The organism is Streptomyces sp. NPDC001002 (assembly GCF_053599215.1).
Genome location: NZ_JBSFLV010000115.1, coordinates 12970 through 29156 on the forward strand (window position 1 = coordinate 12970; position 16187 = coordinate 29156).

13 protein-coding genes are annotated in these 16187 nt (G+C 71.4%); 6 read left to right on the forward strand and 7 right to left on the reverse strand.

The window, feature by feature from the left end:
- Positions 1-35 precede the first annotated feature (35 nt).
- On the forward strand, positions 36-1247 hold the full coding sequence (locus ACWDR3_RS35910; protein ID WP_450356758.1) for a winged helix-turn-helix domain-containing protein: 1212 nt from the start codon (positions 36-38) through the stop codon (positions 1245-1247).
- Positions 1248-1275: 28 nt separating this feature from the next.
- Here ACWDR3_RS35910 and ACWDR3_RS35915 read toward each other — a convergent pair whose 3' ends face one another.
- From ACWDR3_RS35915 to mtnA, 7 genes are all read right to left on the reverse strand, one after another.
- Positions 1276-2022 (reverse strand): response regulator, encoded by a 747-nt coding sequence (locus ACWDR3_RS35915; protein ID WP_450356759.1) that lies wholly within the window; start codon positions 2020-2022, stop codon positions 1276-1278.
- A gap of 205 nt (positions 2023-2227) precedes the next feature.
- The gene (gene hpf, locus ACWDR3_RS35920; protein ID WP_450356760.1) at positions 2228-2920 is read right to left on the reverse strand and encodes a ribosome hibernation-promoting factor, HPF/YfiA family; all 693 of its coding nucleotides are present in this window, start codon (positions 2918-2920) and stop codon (positions 2228-2230) included.
- 315 nt (positions 2921-3235) lie between these two features.
- The gene (locus ACWDR3_RS35925) at positions 3236-4078 is read right to left on the reverse strand and encodes a ComF family protein (protein ID WP_450356761.1); all 843 of its coding nucleotides are present in this window, start codon (positions 4076-4078) and stop codon (positions 3236-3238) included.
- A 147-nt stretch (positions 4079-4225) separates the two neighbouring features.
- A complete protein-coding gene (locus ACWDR3_RS35930) occupies positions 4226-6058 on the reverse strand; it encodes an LpqB family beta-propeller domain-containing protein (RefSeq protein WP_450356762.1) in 1833 nt (610 codons plus the stop codon).
- On the reverse strand, positions 6048-8117 hold the full coding sequence (mtrB, locus tag ACWDR3_RS35935; protein WP_450356763.1) for an MtrAB system histidine kinase MtrB: 2070 nt from the start codon (positions 8115-8117) through the stop codon (positions 6048-6050). Before mtrB ends, ACWDR3_RS35930 begins: the two co-directional genes overlap by 11 nt.
- A 1-nt stretch (position 8118) precedes the next feature.
- A complete protein-coding gene (gene mtrA / locus ACWDR3_RS35940; protein WP_016438163.1) occupies positions 8119-8808 on the reverse strand; it encodes a two-component system response regulator MtrA in 690 nt (229 codons plus the stop codon).
- 269 nt (positions 8809-9077) lie between these two features.
- The gene (gene mtnA / locus ACWDR3_RS35945) at positions 9078-10220 is read right to left on the reverse strand and encodes an S-methyl-5-thioribose-1-phosphate isomerase (protein WP_450356764.1); all 1143 of its coding nucleotides are present in this window, start codon (positions 10218-10220) and stop codon (positions 9078-9080) included.
- 140 nt (positions 10221-10360) lie between these two features.
- Between mtnA and ACWDR3_RS35950 the strand changes: the two genes are divergently transcribed.
- Genes ACWDR3_RS35950 through ACWDR3_RS35970 form a run of 5 tightly spaced genes read left to right on the forward strand, consistent with a single transcriptional unit; the run spans position 10361 to position 16046 of the window.
- Entirely contained in the window at positions 10361-11749 is a 1389-nt protein-coding gene (locus ACWDR3_RS35950; RefSeq protein WP_450356765.1) for a DUF7544 domain-containing protein, read from the forward strand.
- 4 nt (positions 11750-11753) lie between these two features.
- Entirely contained in the window at positions 11754-12554 is an 801-nt protein-coding gene (locus tag ACWDR3_RS35955; protein ID WP_450356766.1) for a DUF4129 domain-containing protein, read from the forward strand.
- Positions 12551-13747 (forward strand): DUF4350 domain-containing protein, encoded by a 1197-nt coding sequence (locus ACWDR3_RS35960; RefSeq protein ID WP_450356767.1) that lies wholly within the window; start codon positions 12551-12553, stop codon positions 13745-13747. The genes ACWDR3_RS35955 and ACWDR3_RS35960 overlap by 4 nt, the downstream gene beginning before the upstream one ends.
- Positions 13744-14736, forward strand: coding sequence for an AAA family ATPase (locus ACWDR3_RS35965; RefSeq protein WP_450356768.1), 993 nt, complete (start codon positions 13744-13746; stop codon positions 14734-14736). Before ACWDR3_RS35960 ends, ACWDR3_RS35965 begins: the two co-directional genes overlap by 4 nt.
- A complete protein-coding gene (locus ACWDR3_RS35970) occupies positions 14736-16046 on the forward strand; it encodes a DUF58 domain-containing protein (protein WP_450356769.1) in 1311 nt (436 codons plus the stop codon). Before ACWDR3_RS35965 ends, ACWDR3_RS35970 begins: the two co-directional genes overlap by 1 nt.
- Positions 16047-16187 lie beyond the last annotated feature (141 nt).

A 16187-nucleotide genomic window follows, 5' to 3' on the forward strand; every position in this document is an offset into this window, starting at 1 on the left:
CCGCATTGTCAGTGGCGCCCTCTATCGTGCGGACCATGACGACCCCGCGTCCTTTCACCGACCTCTCGGCAGACGAGGCCCGCCGTATCGCGCTGCGCGCCCAGGGTTTCCTGGGCACCCCCGACCGCAGGGCGGGCGTCCGGGGCGTCCTCCGCCATCTCGGCGCGGTCCAGTTGGACACGATCTCGGTCCTGGCCCGCTCCCACGAGCTCATCCCGTACGCGCGCCTGGGCGCGGTGGGCCGCCGGACGGTCGAGGACGCCTACTGGAAGACCGCGCCCCCCGGCACGGCTCCGGCACGGCCGCACGCCTTCGAGTACTGGTCGCACGCCGCGTGCATCCTCCCCGTCGAGGAGTGGCCGCACTTCGCCTTCCGCCGCCGCGCCTACCGCGCCCGCCCGCACTGGAACCACGACCTGCCGGACGGCACCTACGACCAGGTCGTCAAGCAGCTCCGCGCCGAAGGCCCCCTCACGGCCACGGAGTTGGGCGGCGCCAAGCGCACCAGCGAGTGGTGGGACTGGTCGGGTTCGAAGGTCGCCGTGGAGCGCGCGCTGATGTACGGCGAGGTGGTGTGCGTGGAGCGCCGCGGCTGGAAGCGGGTCTACGACCTCGCCGAGCGCGCGATCCCCGACGATCTGCTGCACGACGACCTGGACGACGCCGAGTGCGTACGCCGCCTGGTGCGCCTCGCGGGGCAGTCCCTGGGCGTCGGCACGCGCGCGGACATCGCCGACTACCACCGCCTCAAGGGCGAGCAGGTCGACGCGGTGATCGCCGACTCGGGCCTGGTGCCCGTCACGGTCGAGGGCTGGGCCAAGCCGGCCTGGGCCGACCCCGCGGCCCTGGAGACACCTCCGCGTGGCCGTCACCGCACCACGCTGCTGTCCCCGTTCGACTCCCTGATCTGGGAACGGGCGCGCACGGAGCGGATCTTCGGCTTCACCCACCGCCTGGAGGCCTACGTCCCCAAGCCGAAGCGCATCCACGGCTACTTCGCGATGCCGGTCCTCGCCGGCGGCCGCCTCGTCGGCCGGGTCGACCCGGGCCGCGAGGGCCAGACCCTGATCGCCCGACAGGTCACCCTGGACGGCGCGAAAGCGGTCCCGAAGGTGGCGGAGGCGCTGGTCGAGGCGGCGAGCTGGGTGGACTGCACGAACGTACGGGTGGAGCGGGTGGACGCCCCGGAGCTGCGCGAGCCCCTCATCAAGGAGGTGACTCGCGCGTTGACCGCCGCGCTGCGCTGACCGGGATCAGGCGATCCGTCGACCGAAGTCAGCGGATCTCGAGAATCTTCTCCCGCATCGCGTAGACCACGGCCTCCATCCTGGAGTGCAGCTGCAGCTTCTCCAGGATGTTGCGCACGTGGTTCTTCACGGTGTTCTCGGAGATGAACAACTCCTTGGCGATATCGCGGTTGTTCATCCCCGTGGCGACGAGTTTGAGCACTTCGAGTTCGCGGTCGGTCAATCGCGGTGCCGGCACCAGCCGGCGCTCGTCGGTGCGCTGGATCATCGACTTGAACTCGGTGAGCAGTTTCGACGCCATGGACGGACTGATCTGCGACTGCCCGTCGGCCACCGCGCGAATGGCGGTGGCCACCTCGTCGGTGGAGATCTCCTTGAGGAGATATCCGGTGGCGCCCGCCTTGATCGCGTCGTAGAGGTCGGCCTCCTCGTCGCTGATCGTGAGCATGATGATCTTCGCGCTGGGGGCCACCTCCTTGATGGAGGTGCAGGCCTCGATACCGCCGCGCTTGGGCATCCGCACGTCCATCAGGATGATGTCCGGCAGCAGGTCGGCGGCCTTGTCGACGGCTTCCGCACCGTCCCCGGCCTCGCCCACGACCTGGATGTCCTCCTCGGCCGCGAGCACGATCTCCAGGCCACGACGGAAGAGGGCGTGGTCGTCCACGACCAGGACCCTGATCGGCTCCTTGCGTGGTGTGCCCGCGTCCGGGCCCATGGCGACGGTGCCGCCGTCGGCATCCCCGTCCTGCATCGGTCCGAAGCTGTCCGCCATCGTTCCTCCCCCTGAAGGCTGTGGCCTGTGGTGCTGTGCCATCGCCAACCCAAGGCAACGGCCCACCGGTTGAGCCGCTGTGGCCATGATTCCATGCCTGGATGACAACGCGGTGACCGTGCGCGGCGCGAACTGGTCGCACACCGGTGCCCCTGGGGGCGCACACGCGCTCCAGGGGCACAGGCTCAACGGTCTGCGGGGCCGGTCAGCCGCCCAGCGTGCCCCCCGGCGCGGGGGACTCCACCTGGGCCACCATCGGGTCCGTGCTCAGGTGAATGACGCCGTAGTCGTAGGCGTGCCGCCGGTAGACGACACTCGGTTCCTTGGTCTCGGAGTCGACGAACAGGTAGAAGTCGTGGCCGACCAGTTCCATCTCGTAGAGGGCCTGGTCGAGAGTCATCGGGGAGGCGACGTGGGTCTTCTCGCGGACGATGAGGGGGCCGTCACCCTTCACTTCCAGCGAGCCGATCTTCTTCGTGGGGACACCGTCCACCGCGTCCTCGTGGACGGGGTGGCCGTTCCCGTTGAGCGTCGCCGCGCCCGGCACGTGGTCGGCGACCTCGGCCGCCGGGATCCTGCGGGCACCGCGGCGCGAGAACCGCTTGTCGTGCTGCTTGCGCAGCCGGGCGTCCAACTTCTCCGCCGCGAGGTCGAGCGCCGCGTACGGATCGTTGGCGGATGCCTCCGCCCGAATCACCGGACCGCGGGAGCGGAGCGTGATCTCCACTCGGTCACAACGGTCGGCCTGTCGGGGGTTCGGCTCCTTGGACACCTCCACGTCGAGGCTGATCACCTTGCCGTCGAGCTTCTGGATCTTCTCCAGCTTCAGCTTCTCGGCCACGTGCTTGCGGAACCGCTCGGGCACCTCGGTCTTGCGGCCCTTGACGACGATGTCCACGCAGAACTCCGTTCCCGGATAGCCCCGCTTCGCCTGCGGAGCATCTCCCTTTGCACCCGGTCCCGGTGAACCACCGGAACCTCGGACTCGGTGACTTCCACCTCCTCCTCCCCCACAGGCAAGATCTCCACCCCACCGGTGCGAGTGATTGTGCAAAACCCGCAGCACGGCATTCCGATACGCGAGGTATGGCCTGCGCCTTTTCCTCACAACCGAACATATCTCGCCCGGACGGATGTCGTCACCCTCTACCGCCGCGTACCTCCGTTCTGGTGAATTGACCCTCTCATTACCTGCAACGATGCAAGTTTCCAGTCAGTTCCGGTTTATTTCGAAGGAATCAGGCGACGCCGCGACCACAGCTGCGCAGATCACGTCAACGGCGTCACTTGATCCAGTTGTACGTTCCCCACCGCCTTCCCGACTCAGCGCCGCGTACACGGACGTCCGCTGATCGTCGTGGCCGTGGCCGCGAGGCCTACAGCGCCGGCCCGCCCGCACGGCCCGCGCCGCTTCCGTCAGCGAGGCGCCCGTGGTCATGAGGTCGTCGACAAGCACGACCCGGCCTCCGCGCAGCAGCCCCGCGCCGCCGGGAGCCACCGCCAGCGCGCCCGCGAGATTGTCCAGCCGCTGCCGGGAGTTGAGCCCGGACTGGTCGGCCACGGCCCGCTGCTGTCGCAGCACCGCCAGCACCCGGGCACGGGTCCCGGTCCGCCGCAGCTCGCCGGCCGCCGCGAGCGCGATCCGCCGCGCCGGGTCATGCCCGCGCGCCCGCACCGCACCGCCCGCGGACGGAACGGGAACGAGCAGCACGGGAGCGCTACCGCTCGGGCCCTGCTCCCTGTCCACCCACTCACCACCGGCGACCCCCAGCCCCGCCCGCACAGCCCCCGCCAGGGCCGCGCCCAGCGGTGCCGTGAGAGCCAGCGCGCCGCGCTCCTTGTGGGCCAGCAGCATGGCCCGCACCTCGTCCGCGTACCGGGCGGCCGCGTGCACCACGGGCAGCCCGGGCGGCTCCGGCACCGGTCGCACCCGGCACGGTGCGGCCCCGCTCAGGGCGGCACGGCACTCCGGGCAGAGCACCGTGCGAGGCCTCCCGCAGCCTCCGCACTCGGCCGGCAGCACCAGATCGGTGAGGTCCTGCCACCACCCCCGCATGCCCACCACTGTGCCAAGACCCGAGCCGCCCGACCACCCCTGTGGATAACTCCCTGTGGACAACTCCAGGCTGCGGCTGCGGGTGGGGCTGCGGCAGGCTGGAGCCAGGGCTATGGCTCGGGCTAGGACTGGGGCTACGGCTGGGGCTCACCCCGGATAAACCGGCGCCGTCCCGTCCGTGACCACCTTCTGCCACTGCGCCCCTGACCGGAGCCGCACGATCCCGTCCTCCGAGTACGCCACCAGCGGAAGCCGGTCGTCCTCGGCCGCCGTGAGCTCCTTGACCCCGGTCAGGGCCGCGGGCGCGGGCCCCTCCGGCGTGGAGCCGTCGATCTGGACGTACCGCATGGTCTGCACACCGCCCTGCTCCCGCCCGACCACCACGAGCCGGCTGTCCCCGGCCCACGACATGGCGGTGACGTCCTCCAACTCCGGTGTCGCGGAGCGCAGTTCCTGCACCCAGACCGTCGGCCGCTCGTCCTTGGCGCCCGTCTCGCCGGTCCGCTCGATCCGCCCGATGAGGAGCGAGGTCCGGTCGCCCTTGGCCACCACGAGCGCGATCCGCACCCCGTCGGCGGCCACGCGGACGTCCTGGATGCGTCCGTCGAGGCCGGGTGCCTTCACCACGATCGGCTCGCCCCTGCCTTGTTCCAGCAGGAGCAGGCGGGGGTCGGCGGGGTCGCGGTCGGCCACCCAGAGGTCGCCGTGCGCGTCCCAGCTGGGCGCCGTCAGCCGGTTCGCCTCCGTCGAGCCGTGGCTGGTCAGCACGGCGTCCCCGAGCGATCCACCCGACACCAGGGAGGCGACGTACAGGTCCTTGCCGTCGTCGGCGACCCCGGCCGCGGACTGCTCGTCCCGCGACACGGCCACCGACAGCAGCTCCTTGCCGGTCTCTCCCAGAGCGCCCGGCACAGGGTCGGGCTTGGTGTTGGGATTCTCGGCCGACAGCCGCACCAGCCGCTTCTTGCTGTCGATGAAGTACAGGTAGGAGGGATGCTGCGCCGACGCGCGCGTGTCGACGAGTTCCCCCGGGTCGTCGCCGAGCGAGCACAGCCGCTTGCTGCCGGAGCGGAGTTCGACCGTGTCCACGATCGGGGTGAGGTTCTGCAGGGTGAACAGCAGCTGGGCCGCCATCTCGCCGCACTTCGTCGAACCGACCCGGGCGGCGTTCTCGTTCAGCGGCACGGTCAGCTTGTTCTGGTCGTCCGGCGTGAGCGCCTTGACGCCCTTCTTGAGCGCCGTACCGGTCGGGAAGCTCGTCCGGACCACCGGGTCGAGCCAGCTGGAGGGCCCGTTGAGCAGGGACCTCACCATCTCCGTCGTGGGGTCCACGTACCGGCGTACGTACACGGGGTCGGCGACCGCCGCCGTGTGCGCCTGCGTGTTCGCCGTGGTGTTCGAGGCGAAGTAGTACTTGTTGACGGACATGTAGTTGCGCTGGAAGTCCGACTTCCCCATGACCACGCCCTGCGGCAGCCGGTCGATGCGCCACTGCTTGGTCTTCTTGTCCCGCGTCAGGTGCACCGGCGCGGCATAGGACCCCTTGGCGGCCGCGTACGACTGCTGCTCGTCCACGGTGGCGACCTTGGTGCCGGTCAGCGTGAACGTCAGGTCGTCGGCGACCTCGTGTCCGTTGGCCTCGGTGCCCGGGCCGTTCTGCAGGACTGTGGTGGACAGCCCCGGCTGCCACGTCTGCGACGCCTTGCGGGTCAGATACTGGCGCGCCGTCGAGTACCCCGGGTCGTCACTCGTCAGCGCCTCCAGAAAGCCCGACACGATGTCCGAGGGCTGGGCGTCGTCCTGGGGCGGCATCGCGAAGACCCGCACCTGGGTGTCCTGCCGGGGCGTGGACTCGACCCCGCGCAGATCCCCGCTGTCGGGCATCGAGGCGCAGCCCGCCAGCAGTACGACGCCACAGGCGGCATACGCCGTCGCGCGCGTGGCCCCCCACCGAGCGCCCCCGTCGCGGTCACCGCCCACGAGATGCCTCCCCCTGCTTGTTCGCGTCCTCCGGCCCGGCGTCCTGGCGGCCGGCGGACTCGCTCCGCGCGCCGTCGGCGGCGGGCGTCCCGTCCTGTCGTCGTGCGCCCGAGACGGGCCTCGGCACCACGCGCGCGCCGTTGCCGGGCAGCGCCGTCGGGTCGGCCGTGGGTGTCGCACCGGTCAGCCGCGGCGTCATCGGTATCTGGTCCCCGGTCGGCTGCGCGGGCACGGTGGCGACCTTGTCACCGCCCGCGCGCGGCAGCCCGGCATCGTCCAGTCCGCGGTTGCGCCGCGAGTCCTTGGGCTCCAGCGGTATCGGGGAGCCCCGCAGCGGCTCGTCCGCAGTCCGCGGCAGCGTCAGCCGGAACTGCGAACCGCCGCCCGGCTCGCCCCACGCCTGCAGCCAGCCGCCGTGCAGCCGCGCGTCCTCCAGGGCGATCGACAGCCCCAGGCCCGTACCGCCGGTGGTACGCGCGCGTGCCGGGTCGGCCCGCCAGAAGCGGCTGAACACGCGCGTGGCCTCGCCGGGCTTGAGCCCCACCCCGTAGTCGCGCACGGCGACCGCCACCGCCCCGCCCGCCGAAGCCAGCTTGACGACGACGTCCCTGCCCTCACCGTGCTCCACGGCGTTGACGACGAGATTGCGCAGCACCCGCTCCACGCGCCGGGCGTCCGCCTCGGCCACCACGGGCTGCTGGTCGCCGATCACGCGTACGTGCGTCCCCTTGCGCTCGGCGAGCGGCGCGGCCCCGCTGAGGACCCGCCGGACGACCTCCCTGAGGTCTATCGGCTCGGCCTCAAGCGCCGCCGCGCCCGCGTCGAAGCGGCTGATCTCCAGCAGATCCGCCAGCAGCGTCTCGAACCGGTCCAGCTGGTCGGCGAGCAGTTCGGCCGACCGCGCGGTCATCGGATCGAAGTCCACGCGCGCGTCATGGATGACATCGGCCGCCATCCGTACGGTCGTCAGCGGCGTCCGCAGCTCGTGCGACACGTCCGACACGAACCGCCGCTGCATCCGCGACAGGTCCTCCAGCTGCTGGATCTTCAGCTGCAGGTTCTGCGCCATCTTGTTGAAGGCCTCGCCGAGCCGCGCGATGTCGTCCTCGCCGGTGACCTTCATCCGCTCCTGCAGCCGCCCGGCCGACAGCCGCTCGGCGATCCCGGCCGCCATCCGCACCGGCGTGACGACCTGCCGCACCACCAGCCAGGCGATGGCCCCGAGGAGTACGACGACGAAGAGCCCTGCGGTCGCCAGCGTGCCGGTGACCAGGCTCAGCGACTTCTCCTCCTGCGTGAGCGGGAAGAGGTAGTAGAGCTGGTACGGGTCACCGTTCGGGTCGTTGACCTGCTTGCCGATGACCAGCGCCGACTGGGACTCCTTGCCGCCGTCCTTGTAGACGATGCGGGTGTAGCTCTGAGCGGCCGAGGAGCTGTCGTTGATCTTCTGGCGCAGGGCCTCGGGCACGCTCACCGTCGGGTCGACGCCACCGGAGGCACGCGGGCCGCGTCCGCCACCGCCACCGCTGTCGTCGACGGGGAGCGTGACCACGTCGAAGGCGCCCTGGCCGCCGCTGGAGAGCGACGACACGAGGTCGCTCATCCAGGCGATGACGTTCTGCGAGGAACGGTCGTCCGCGGTCGCCGCGGCACCGTCGTCCCCGGTCCCCGCAGCCGCCTCGTCGGAGCGCTGTTTGGCCACCGCGAAGCCGCCGGTGGCCTGGCTCTGCGAGGCCTTCACCTTGGCGTCCAGCAGGCCGTTGCGCACCTGGCCGATGACGACGAAGCCCAGCAGCAGGACCACGCCCAGCGACATCAGCAGGGTGGTGACGACGACCTTGAGCTGGATGTTGCGCCGCCACAGCCGCATGACGGGCAGCAGCGGCCGGCGCAGCCAGCGCATGAACAGGCGGAGCACCGGGCTGCCCTGGACCCCGCCCTGGAGCAATCCGCCCTCCAGCAGGCTCCCCCAGCGGGAGCCCGCCGCCTCCGGGCCGACAGGCCGTCCCGTCCGGGCCCCGCTGTGCCCGGACGCCGAAGCGGCACTGTCACCGGACATGTCAGCTCGGCCCTGCCTTGTAACCGACGCCTCGGACGGTCACCACGATCTCCGGGCGCTCGGGGTCCTTCTCGACCTTGGAGCGCAGCCGCTGGACGTGCACGTTGACCAGACGGGTGTCGGCGGCGTGCCGGTAGCCCCAGACCTGCTCCAGGAGCACCTCACGCGTGAACACCTGCCACGGCTTCCGCGCCAGCGCGACCAGCAGGTCGAACTCCAACGGCGTGAGCGCGATCGACTGGCCCTCCCGCTTCACGGAGTGACCGGCCACGTCGATGACCAGATCGCCTATGGCCAACTGCTCGGGCGCCGGCTCCTCCGACCTCCGCAGCCGCGCCCGGATCCGGGCGACCAGCTCCTTCGGCTTGAACGGCTTCACGATGTAGTCGTCCGCGCCCGATTCCAGGCCCACGACGACATCCACCGTGTCGCTCTTCGCCGTGAGCATCACGATCGGCACCCCGGACTCCGCCCTGATCAGGCGGCACACCTCGATACCGTCCCGGCCCGGCAGCATCAGATCGAGCAGCACCAGATCGGGCTTGCTCTCCCGGAATGCGGCCAGCGCCTTGTCGCCGTCAGCTACGAAAGACGGCTCAAAACCTTCACCACGCAGCACAATGCCGAGCATCTCGGCCAGTGCGGTGTCGTCGTCGACGACAAGGACTCGTCCCTTCATAAACGACATCATCCCATTCTCATAACGGTGGCGAAGGTGCAGGTGAGGCAGGTCACTGCCCCGTGACCATAGTCGCAGGCGGAGGTCACTGTCTGCCCCCGCCCTCCGAGCTCGGTGTCAGCGACGGATGTCGGCTCGGCGGGGCACCTGCCCGGCCGCCCCGCCGGCACCCGCGGAACGGCTCGCGACCGGTGGCGCGAAATCAGGCCTCGCCGGGCCGCACACCGGCTGATACGGCTGGTGGAGGGGCCGTTCCCGTCGATCGAGCCGACGTCATCCCGTCAACCGGTCGTCACCTGACGCGACCTGGCGCACAGCTCAGCAAGCCCCTCCGCCGTCACTGGCGAGACAGCACCCTCTTCCGTGACGATCGCGGTCACCAGCTCGGGCGGTGTCACATCGAACGCAGGGTTGTACGCCTGGGTCCCCAGCGGCGCCACCGGAATCCCGCCCCCCGCTCCCGTGACCGGCGCCTGAGGCGCGGCGACCTCGGTCACCTCGTACCCCGGGCGCTGCTCCACCTCGATGGACGCCCCGTCCACCGTGTCCGGATCCACCGTGGTGATCGGTGCCACGACGATGAACGGCACATGGTGATAGCGCGCGAGCACGGCGAGCGGATAGCTCCCCACCTTGTTCGCCACCGAACCGTCGGCCGCGATACGGTCCGCCCCGATCAGCACGGCATCCACCTCACCGGCCGCGAAGAGCGAACCCGCCGCGTTGTCAGTGAGCAAGGTGTACGCCATCCCGTTGCGAGCCGCCTCGTACGCCGTCAGGCGAGCGCCCTGCAGCAACGGACGCGTCTCGTCCACCCAGAGCCGCCGCAGCTGCCCCGCCCGATGCGCCGCGAGGGCCACCGCGAACGCCGTCCCCTCACCACCCGACACCAGCGCGCCGGTGTTGCAGTGCGTGAGAATCCGGTGCCCACCGCCAGGCAGCAGCTCGTCCAACAGCGCCAGCCCGCGCTCGGCCATCCGGGCACTGGCCTCGGCGTCCTCCTGATGCAGCCGCTTCGCCGCATCCAACGCCGCCCGGGCAGCGAGCTCGGAGTCCCCGCTCTTCGCGAACTCGGCCCGGTGCGCGGACCGCGCCCTGCGCACACCCACGGCGAGGTTCACCGCGGTCGGCCGGGCCCCCGCCAGCACGGTCGCGGCCTCGTCCACGTCGAACCCGCGCGCGGCGGCGAGCGCGACGCCGTACGCTCCCGCGATGCCGAGCAGCGGCGCCCCGCGCACGGCGAGCGAACGGATCGCCTCCACCAGCGCGGACGCGTCCGTGCAGACCAGTTCGACCTCCTCGGCCGGCAGCCTCGTCTGGTCGAGAAGGACCAGTACGGGACCTTCGGGTGGCTCCTCCCATCGGATCGCCGGTATCTCGGTGGGCCTGTGGTCCTCGCCGGTTTGCGCGTGCTGATCAGCCATGCGATCAGTCTGCCCCTTACCGGGCCGACAATTGAAGGTGCGCAGCCCATACCGCGGCCGATACCCCGGTGACCACCCCATGGCACGATGGCTGCCAACCTGCCACCGCGACCGCGGACGGGCACCGTGAAGGAGCGACGATGAACGACACTCCGGGCTGGGCCTCGCCCGGATCTGCCCCGTCCGACGGGCAGGAGCCCGGCGCGTCCGACCCGGCCGCGCCCACCGACCGTCCGGGCCCGGCGGAGCCCTCCGGCCAGCCCGGCACGGACCCGCAGGACCAAGGCGTGAAGTGGTCCAAGGAGCAGCCCCCGGCCGGCCAGTGGTCCGCGCCCACCGGCGCCCCGAACCCGGGCCAGACCCCGCCGCCCCCACCACCCGGCCCGGGCTGGGGCGGCCAGCCCCCCGGCGGCGGCTACGGAGGCCCGGGCGCTCCCGGCGGCCCTGGCGGCTACGGCCCCGGTGGCTACGGCGGCGGCCAGGGCTCCTACGGAGGCAGTCCCTACGGCGGTTGGGGAGGCGGCGCCTGGGGAGGCCCGCCGCCCGCGGCCAAGCCCGGCGTGATCCCCCTCCGCCCGCTCGGAGTCGGCGAGATCCTCGACGGCGCGGTCTCCACCATGCGCACCTACTGGCGCACGGTCCTCGGCATCTCCCTGACCGTCGCGGTCTTCACCGAGGTCATCGTCATCCTCGTGCAGGGCCTGATCCTGAACGACACCGTCAGCACCGAGGCCCTCGACGACCCCAGCGCCAGCTTCGACGAACTGTCCCGCGCACTGGGCGACACCATGATCAGCAGCGGCGTCGTCTTCCTGGTCTCCCTGATCGGCACGATCACGGCCACCGCCCTCCTCACGACCGTCACCAGCCGCGCCGTGCTCGGCAAGTCCGTCACCATCGGCGAGGCCTGGCGCGACGCGCGCCCGCAGCTGCTCAGGCTGTTCGGCCTGATCTTCCTGCTGCTGCTCATCGCGTCCGGCATCGTCATCGTGGGCGTCCTGCCCGGCCTCCTCGTCGCCATCGCCGGAGCGGACGGCCCGGGCGCCGCCCTCGGCGTCCTGGGCGGCCTCGGAGCCGTCGTCGTCGCGGTGTGGCTCATGGTCCGCTTCTCGCTGTCCTCGCCCGCGCTGATGCTGGAGAAGCAGAGCATCACGAAGTCGATGAGCCGCTCCGTGAAGCTGGTCCGCGGCTCCTGGTGGCGGGTCTTCGGCATCCAGCTGCTCGCCACCGTCATCGCCAACATCGTCGCCTCGATCGTCGTCATCCCCTTCACCCTGATCGCCTCGGCCTTCAGCGGCGACGGCGTCAGCGGATTCCTCAACGCCGGTGCCGGCGACGTCGGTTGGACGTACCTCATCATCAGCGGCGTGGGCGCCGTGATCGGCTCGATGATCACGTTCCCGATCACGGCCGGCGTCACCGTGCTGCTCTACATCGACCAGCGCATCCGTCGCGAGGCCCTCGACCTCGAACTGGCCCGCGCCGCCGGCGTCCAGGACTACGGCACCGCAGCCGGCTCGGGGAGCTGATGCGGTGAGCCTGGCGGGGGGAGTTCTCACAGCGGTGCCGGCACTGCCACGCGCCGCCGAATCGACCGTACGGACCCTGCTGCGGGTCGGCGACACCTCCGTACTGTCGGCGCGCTCAGGCGTACTGTCACTGCGCTCCGGCGACGAACCGCCGGTGACGATCCCGCGTGACCCCGCGCGGGAGGCGGCCCGGCGCGAACTGTCCAAGCGCATGTACCACGAGAACGACCCCGGCCTCTTCGAGCGTGCCCTGAACGCCTTCTGGAAGTGGGTCGACAAGCTGTTCGGCGCGGCCTCGACCGCGACGCCCGGCGGGGCGCTCGGCCTCGTCGTCGTCATCGTGGCCGTCCTCGCCGTACTGGGCGTGCTGTGGTGGCGCCTGGGCACACCGCGCCGCCAACCCGTCTCCGCCGCCGCCCTGTTCGACGACCGTCCCCGAAGCGCCGCCGAGCACCGCGCGGCCGCCGAGGCACACGCCGCCCAAGGCCACTGGAACCAGGCGGTCCAGGAACGCATGCGCGCCATCGTCCGCTCCCTGGAGGAACGGGCGCTCCTCGACATCCGCCCCGGCCGCACCGCCGACGAGGCAGCGGCGGAAGCCGGCCGCACGCTGCCCTCCCAGACGGACCGACTGCGCGCCGCCGCCCGGGACTTCGACGACGTGACATACGGCGGACGCAGGGCGAGCGAACAGTCGTACCACCGCATCGCCGAACTCGACCGCGACCTCGACCGCACCAAGCCCCACCTCACGAGCAGCAGCCCCACCACGGCCCCCAACGCCCGCCAGGGAGCCGCCCAGTGACCGCCGAGGCCACGCTCCCCGCCACCTCGGTCTCGCCCACCGCACGCCAGGTGTGGACCCGCGCGCGGGGCATCGCGCTCGGCGTCGTGCTCCTCCTGGTGACGGCCGTCGTGATCGCCGTGATCCGCTCCGACGCCCGGCACGGCACACTCGACCCGCGCTCCGTCGACCCCTACGGCAGCCGCGCCGTCGCCGAACTCCTCGCCGACCGCGGCGTCTCCACGCGCCTGGTCACCACCCTGGGCGAGGCACGCGCCGCGGCCGCCCCGGACACCACGCTCCTGATCGCCGCCCCCGACCTGCTGACCGAACGTCAACAGAACCAGCTGCACGCCTCGACCGCCGGCTCCGGCGGACGCACCGTCCTCGTCGCCTCCGGCAGCGCATCCGTGGAGAGGCTCGCGCCCGGCGTCACCGCCGACCCCGCCACCAGCCTCGACTCCACGCTCTCCCCCCGCTGCGCACTGCCCGCCGCACGCACCGCCGGCCCCGCAGACACCGGCGGCATCCGCTACACCACCACCCACCTCGGCGCCGACGAGTGCTACCCGAGCGAACGGCTGGCCACCCTGCTGCGCATCCCGGACACCTCCGGGAACGGCGACACCGTGGTCCTCGGAGCGCCCGACATCCTCTTCAACGACCGTCTCGACGACCAGGGCAACGCCTCGCTGGCCCTCCAACTCCTCGGCTCCCGCCCGCATCTGGTCTGGTACCTCCCCTCGCTCTCCGACATCTCGGCCACCGATTCCGGCGAGAAGGGTCTCTTCGACCTGCTTCCCTCCGGCTGGCTCTGGGGCACACTGCAGCTCTTCGTGGCGGCACTCCTCGCCGCCCTGTGGCGGGCACGCCGACTCGGCCCCCTCGTGCCCGAAAGACTCCCCGTGGCGATCCGCGCCTCCGAAACCGTCGAAGGCCGCGCGCGCCTCTACCGCAAGGCCAACGCCCGTGACCGCGCGTCCGCCGCTCTCCGCTCCACCACCCGCACCAGACTCGCCCCCCTCGTAGGCGTCCCCGTCACCCAGGCGCACTCGCCCGAGACCCTGCTCCCCGCTCTGTCCGCCCACCTCCACGGCGACGGCCAGACCACCCTGCAGTCCCTCCTCTTCGGCCCGCCGCCCAGCGACGACACGGCCCTCATCGCACTCGCCGATCAACTCGACGCCCTCGAAAGAGAGGTACGCCGTCCATGATGGACCCGACCACTGACACCGCCGGGAACACCGGGGATCCGGGCACCGCCCGAGCCTCCCTGGAAGCCCTGCGCGCCGAGATCGCCAAAGCCGTGGTCGGCCAGGACCCCGCCGTGACCGGCCTCGTCGTCGCCCTCCTCTGCCGCGGACACGTCCTACTAGAAGGAGTCCCCGGGGTAGCCAAAACGTTGCTCGTCCGGGCCCTCGCATCCGCCCTCGAACTCGACACCAAGCGCGTCCAGTTCACCCCGGACCTGATGCCGAGCGACATCACGGGCTCCCTCGTCTACGACAGCCGCAGCTCCGAGTTCTCCTTCCAGCCCGGCCCCGTCTTCACCAACCTCCTCCTCGCGGACGAGATCAACCGCACCCCGCCGAAAACCCAGTCGTCCCTCCTCGAAGCCATGGAGGAGCGCCAGGTCACCGTCGACGGCACCCCGCGCCCCCTCCCCGACCCCTTCCTGGTCGCCGCGACCCAGAACCCGGTCGAGTACGAGGGCACGTACCCCCTCCCCGAAGCCCAACTCGACAGGTTCCTCCTCAAACTGACGATCCCTCTCCCCTCCCGCCAGGACGAGATCGACGTCCTCACCCGCCACGCAGAGGGCTTCAACCCGCGCGACCTGCGCGCCGCCGGCGTACGCCCCGTAGCGGGCCCCGCCGACCTCGAAGCCGCCCGCTCCGCCGTCGCGAAGACAACGGTGTCCCCGGAGATCACCGCCTACGTGGTGGACATCTGTCGCGCCACCCGCGAGTCCCCGTCCCTCACCCTGGGCGTCTCCCCGCGTGGCGCCACAGCCCTCCTGGCCACCTCGCGCGCGTGGGCATGGCTCACGGGCCGCGACTACGTCATCCCCGACGACGTCAAGGCACTCGCCCTGCCCACCCTCCGCCACCGCGTACAACTCCGCCCGGAGGCCGAGATGGAGGGCGTGACGGCCGACTCGGTCATCAACGCGATCCTCGCCCACGTCCCCGTCCCCCGCTGATGGCACTCACCGGACGCGCCGCCCTCCTCGCGGCCATCGGCTCTCTCCCCATCGGCATCCTGGAGCCGAGTTGGTGGGGCCTCCTCGCAGTCAACGGCCCTCTGGCCCTCGCCTGCGCCTGCGACTTCGCCCTGGCCGCCCCCGTACGCCGCCTCGGCCTCACCCGCTCCGGCGACACCTCGGCCCGCCTGGGCGAACCCGCCGACGTCACCCTCACGATCACCAACCCCTCGGGCCGCCCCCTTCGCGCACGCGTGCGTGACGCCTGGCCCCCCAGCAGCTGGCAGCCCGGCACCGAGGTCGAAGCCTCCCGCCACCGCCTGACGGTCCCCGCCGGCGAACGCCGACGCGTCACCACGCGCCTACGTCCCACCCGCCGCGGCGACCACCAGGCGGACCGCGTGACCATCCGCTCCGACGGCCCCCTCGGCCTCTTCGCCCGCCAGGGCACCCACAAGGTCCCCTGGACTGTCCGCGTCCTGCCCCCGTTCACCAGCCGCAAGCACCTGCCCTCGAAACTCGCCCGACTACGCGAACTCGACGGCCGCACCAGCCTGCTGACCCGCGGCGAGGGCACCGAATTCGACAGCCTGCGCGAGTACGTCCCCGGCGACGACACCCGCTCCATCGACTGGCGCGCCACCGCCCGCCAGTCCACGGTCGCCGTACGCACCTGGCGCCCCGAACGCGACCGCCACATCCTCCTGGTTCTCGACACCGGCCGCACCTCCGCCGGCCGCGTGGGCGACGCCCCACGCCTCGACGCCTCCATGGACGCAGCCCTGCTCCTCGCAGCCCTCGCCTCCCGCGCGGGCGACCGCGTGGACCTCCTCGCCTACGACCGCCGGGTACGCGCCCTCGTCCAGGGCCGCACAGCCCGAGACGTCCTCCCGTCCTTGGTCAACGCGATGGCGACGATCGAACCCGAACTGGTCGAACTCGACGCCAGAGGCCTGACCGCCACAGCCCTCCGTACGGCCCCCCGCCGCTCCCTGATCGTCCTGCTCACCAGCCTCGACACGGCCCCGGTCGAAGAAGGCCTGCTCCCGGTCCTCTCCCAACTCACCCAGCGCCACACGATTTTGGTGGCATCAGTAGCGGATCCCTATATCGCCCGGATGGCCACAGCCCGCGGAAACACCGACGCCGTCTACGAGGCCGCAGCCGCCGCCCAGGCCCAGAGCGAACGCCACCGCACCGCGGAACAACTTCGCCGGCACGGCGTTACGGTCGTCGATGAAACGCCAGAGGAACTGGCGCCGGCATTGGCGGACGCGTATTTGGCTCTCAAGGCAGCGGGACGCCTTTAACAGCTGAAGGCGGGCGGCTTGAGGCTTGCCCCTCATCCGGACCCTAAACGCAGAAAACCCCCGTACCGAATAAACGGTACGGGGGTTTTCTCAAGAATTGTTCGGCGGTGTCCTACTCTCCCACAGGGTCCCCCCTGCAGT

What these genes read in the sequence shown, in the direction of transcription:
- ACWDR3_RS35970 (WP_450356769.1), top strand. Translation starts at nt 14,736, where the DNA reads ATGGCACTCACCGGACGCGCCGCCCTCCTCGCGGCCATCGGCTCTCTC.
- ACWDR3_RS35950 (WP_450356765.1), top strand. Translation starts at nt 10,361, where the DNA reads ATGAACGACACTCCGGGCTGGGCCTCGCCCGGATCTGCCCCGTCCGAC.
- ACWDR3_RS35910 (WP_450356758.1), top strand. Translation starts at nt 36, where the DNA reads ATGACGACCCCGCGTCCTTTCACCGACCTCTCGGCAGACGAGGCCCGC.
- ACWDR3_RS35925 (WP_450356761.1), bottom strand. Translation starts at nt 4,078, where the DNA reads ATGCGGGGGTGGTGGCAGGACCTCACCGATCTGGTGCTGCCGGCCGAG.
- mtrA (WP_016438163.1), bottom strand. Translation starts at nt 8,808, where the DNA reads ATGATGTCGTTTATGAAGGGACGAGTCCTTGTCGTCGACGACGACACC.
- mtnA (WP_450356764.1), bottom strand. Translation starts at nt 10,220, where the DNA reads ATGGCTGATCAGCACGCGCAAACCGGCGAGGACCACAGGCCCACCGAG.
- mtrB (WP_450356763.1), bottom strand. Translation starts at nt 8,117, where the DNA reads ATGTCCGGTGACAGTGCCGCTTCGGCGTCCGGGCACAGCGGGGCCCGG.
- ACWDR3_RS35965 (WP_450356768.1), top strand. Translation starts at nt 13,744, where the DNA reads ATGATGGACCCGACCACTGACACCGCCGGGAACACCGGGGATCCGGGC.
- ACWDR3_RS35915 (WP_450356759.1), bottom strand. Translation starts at nt 2,022, where the DNA reads ATGGCGGACAGCTTCGGACCGATGCAGGACGGGGATGCCGACGGCGGC.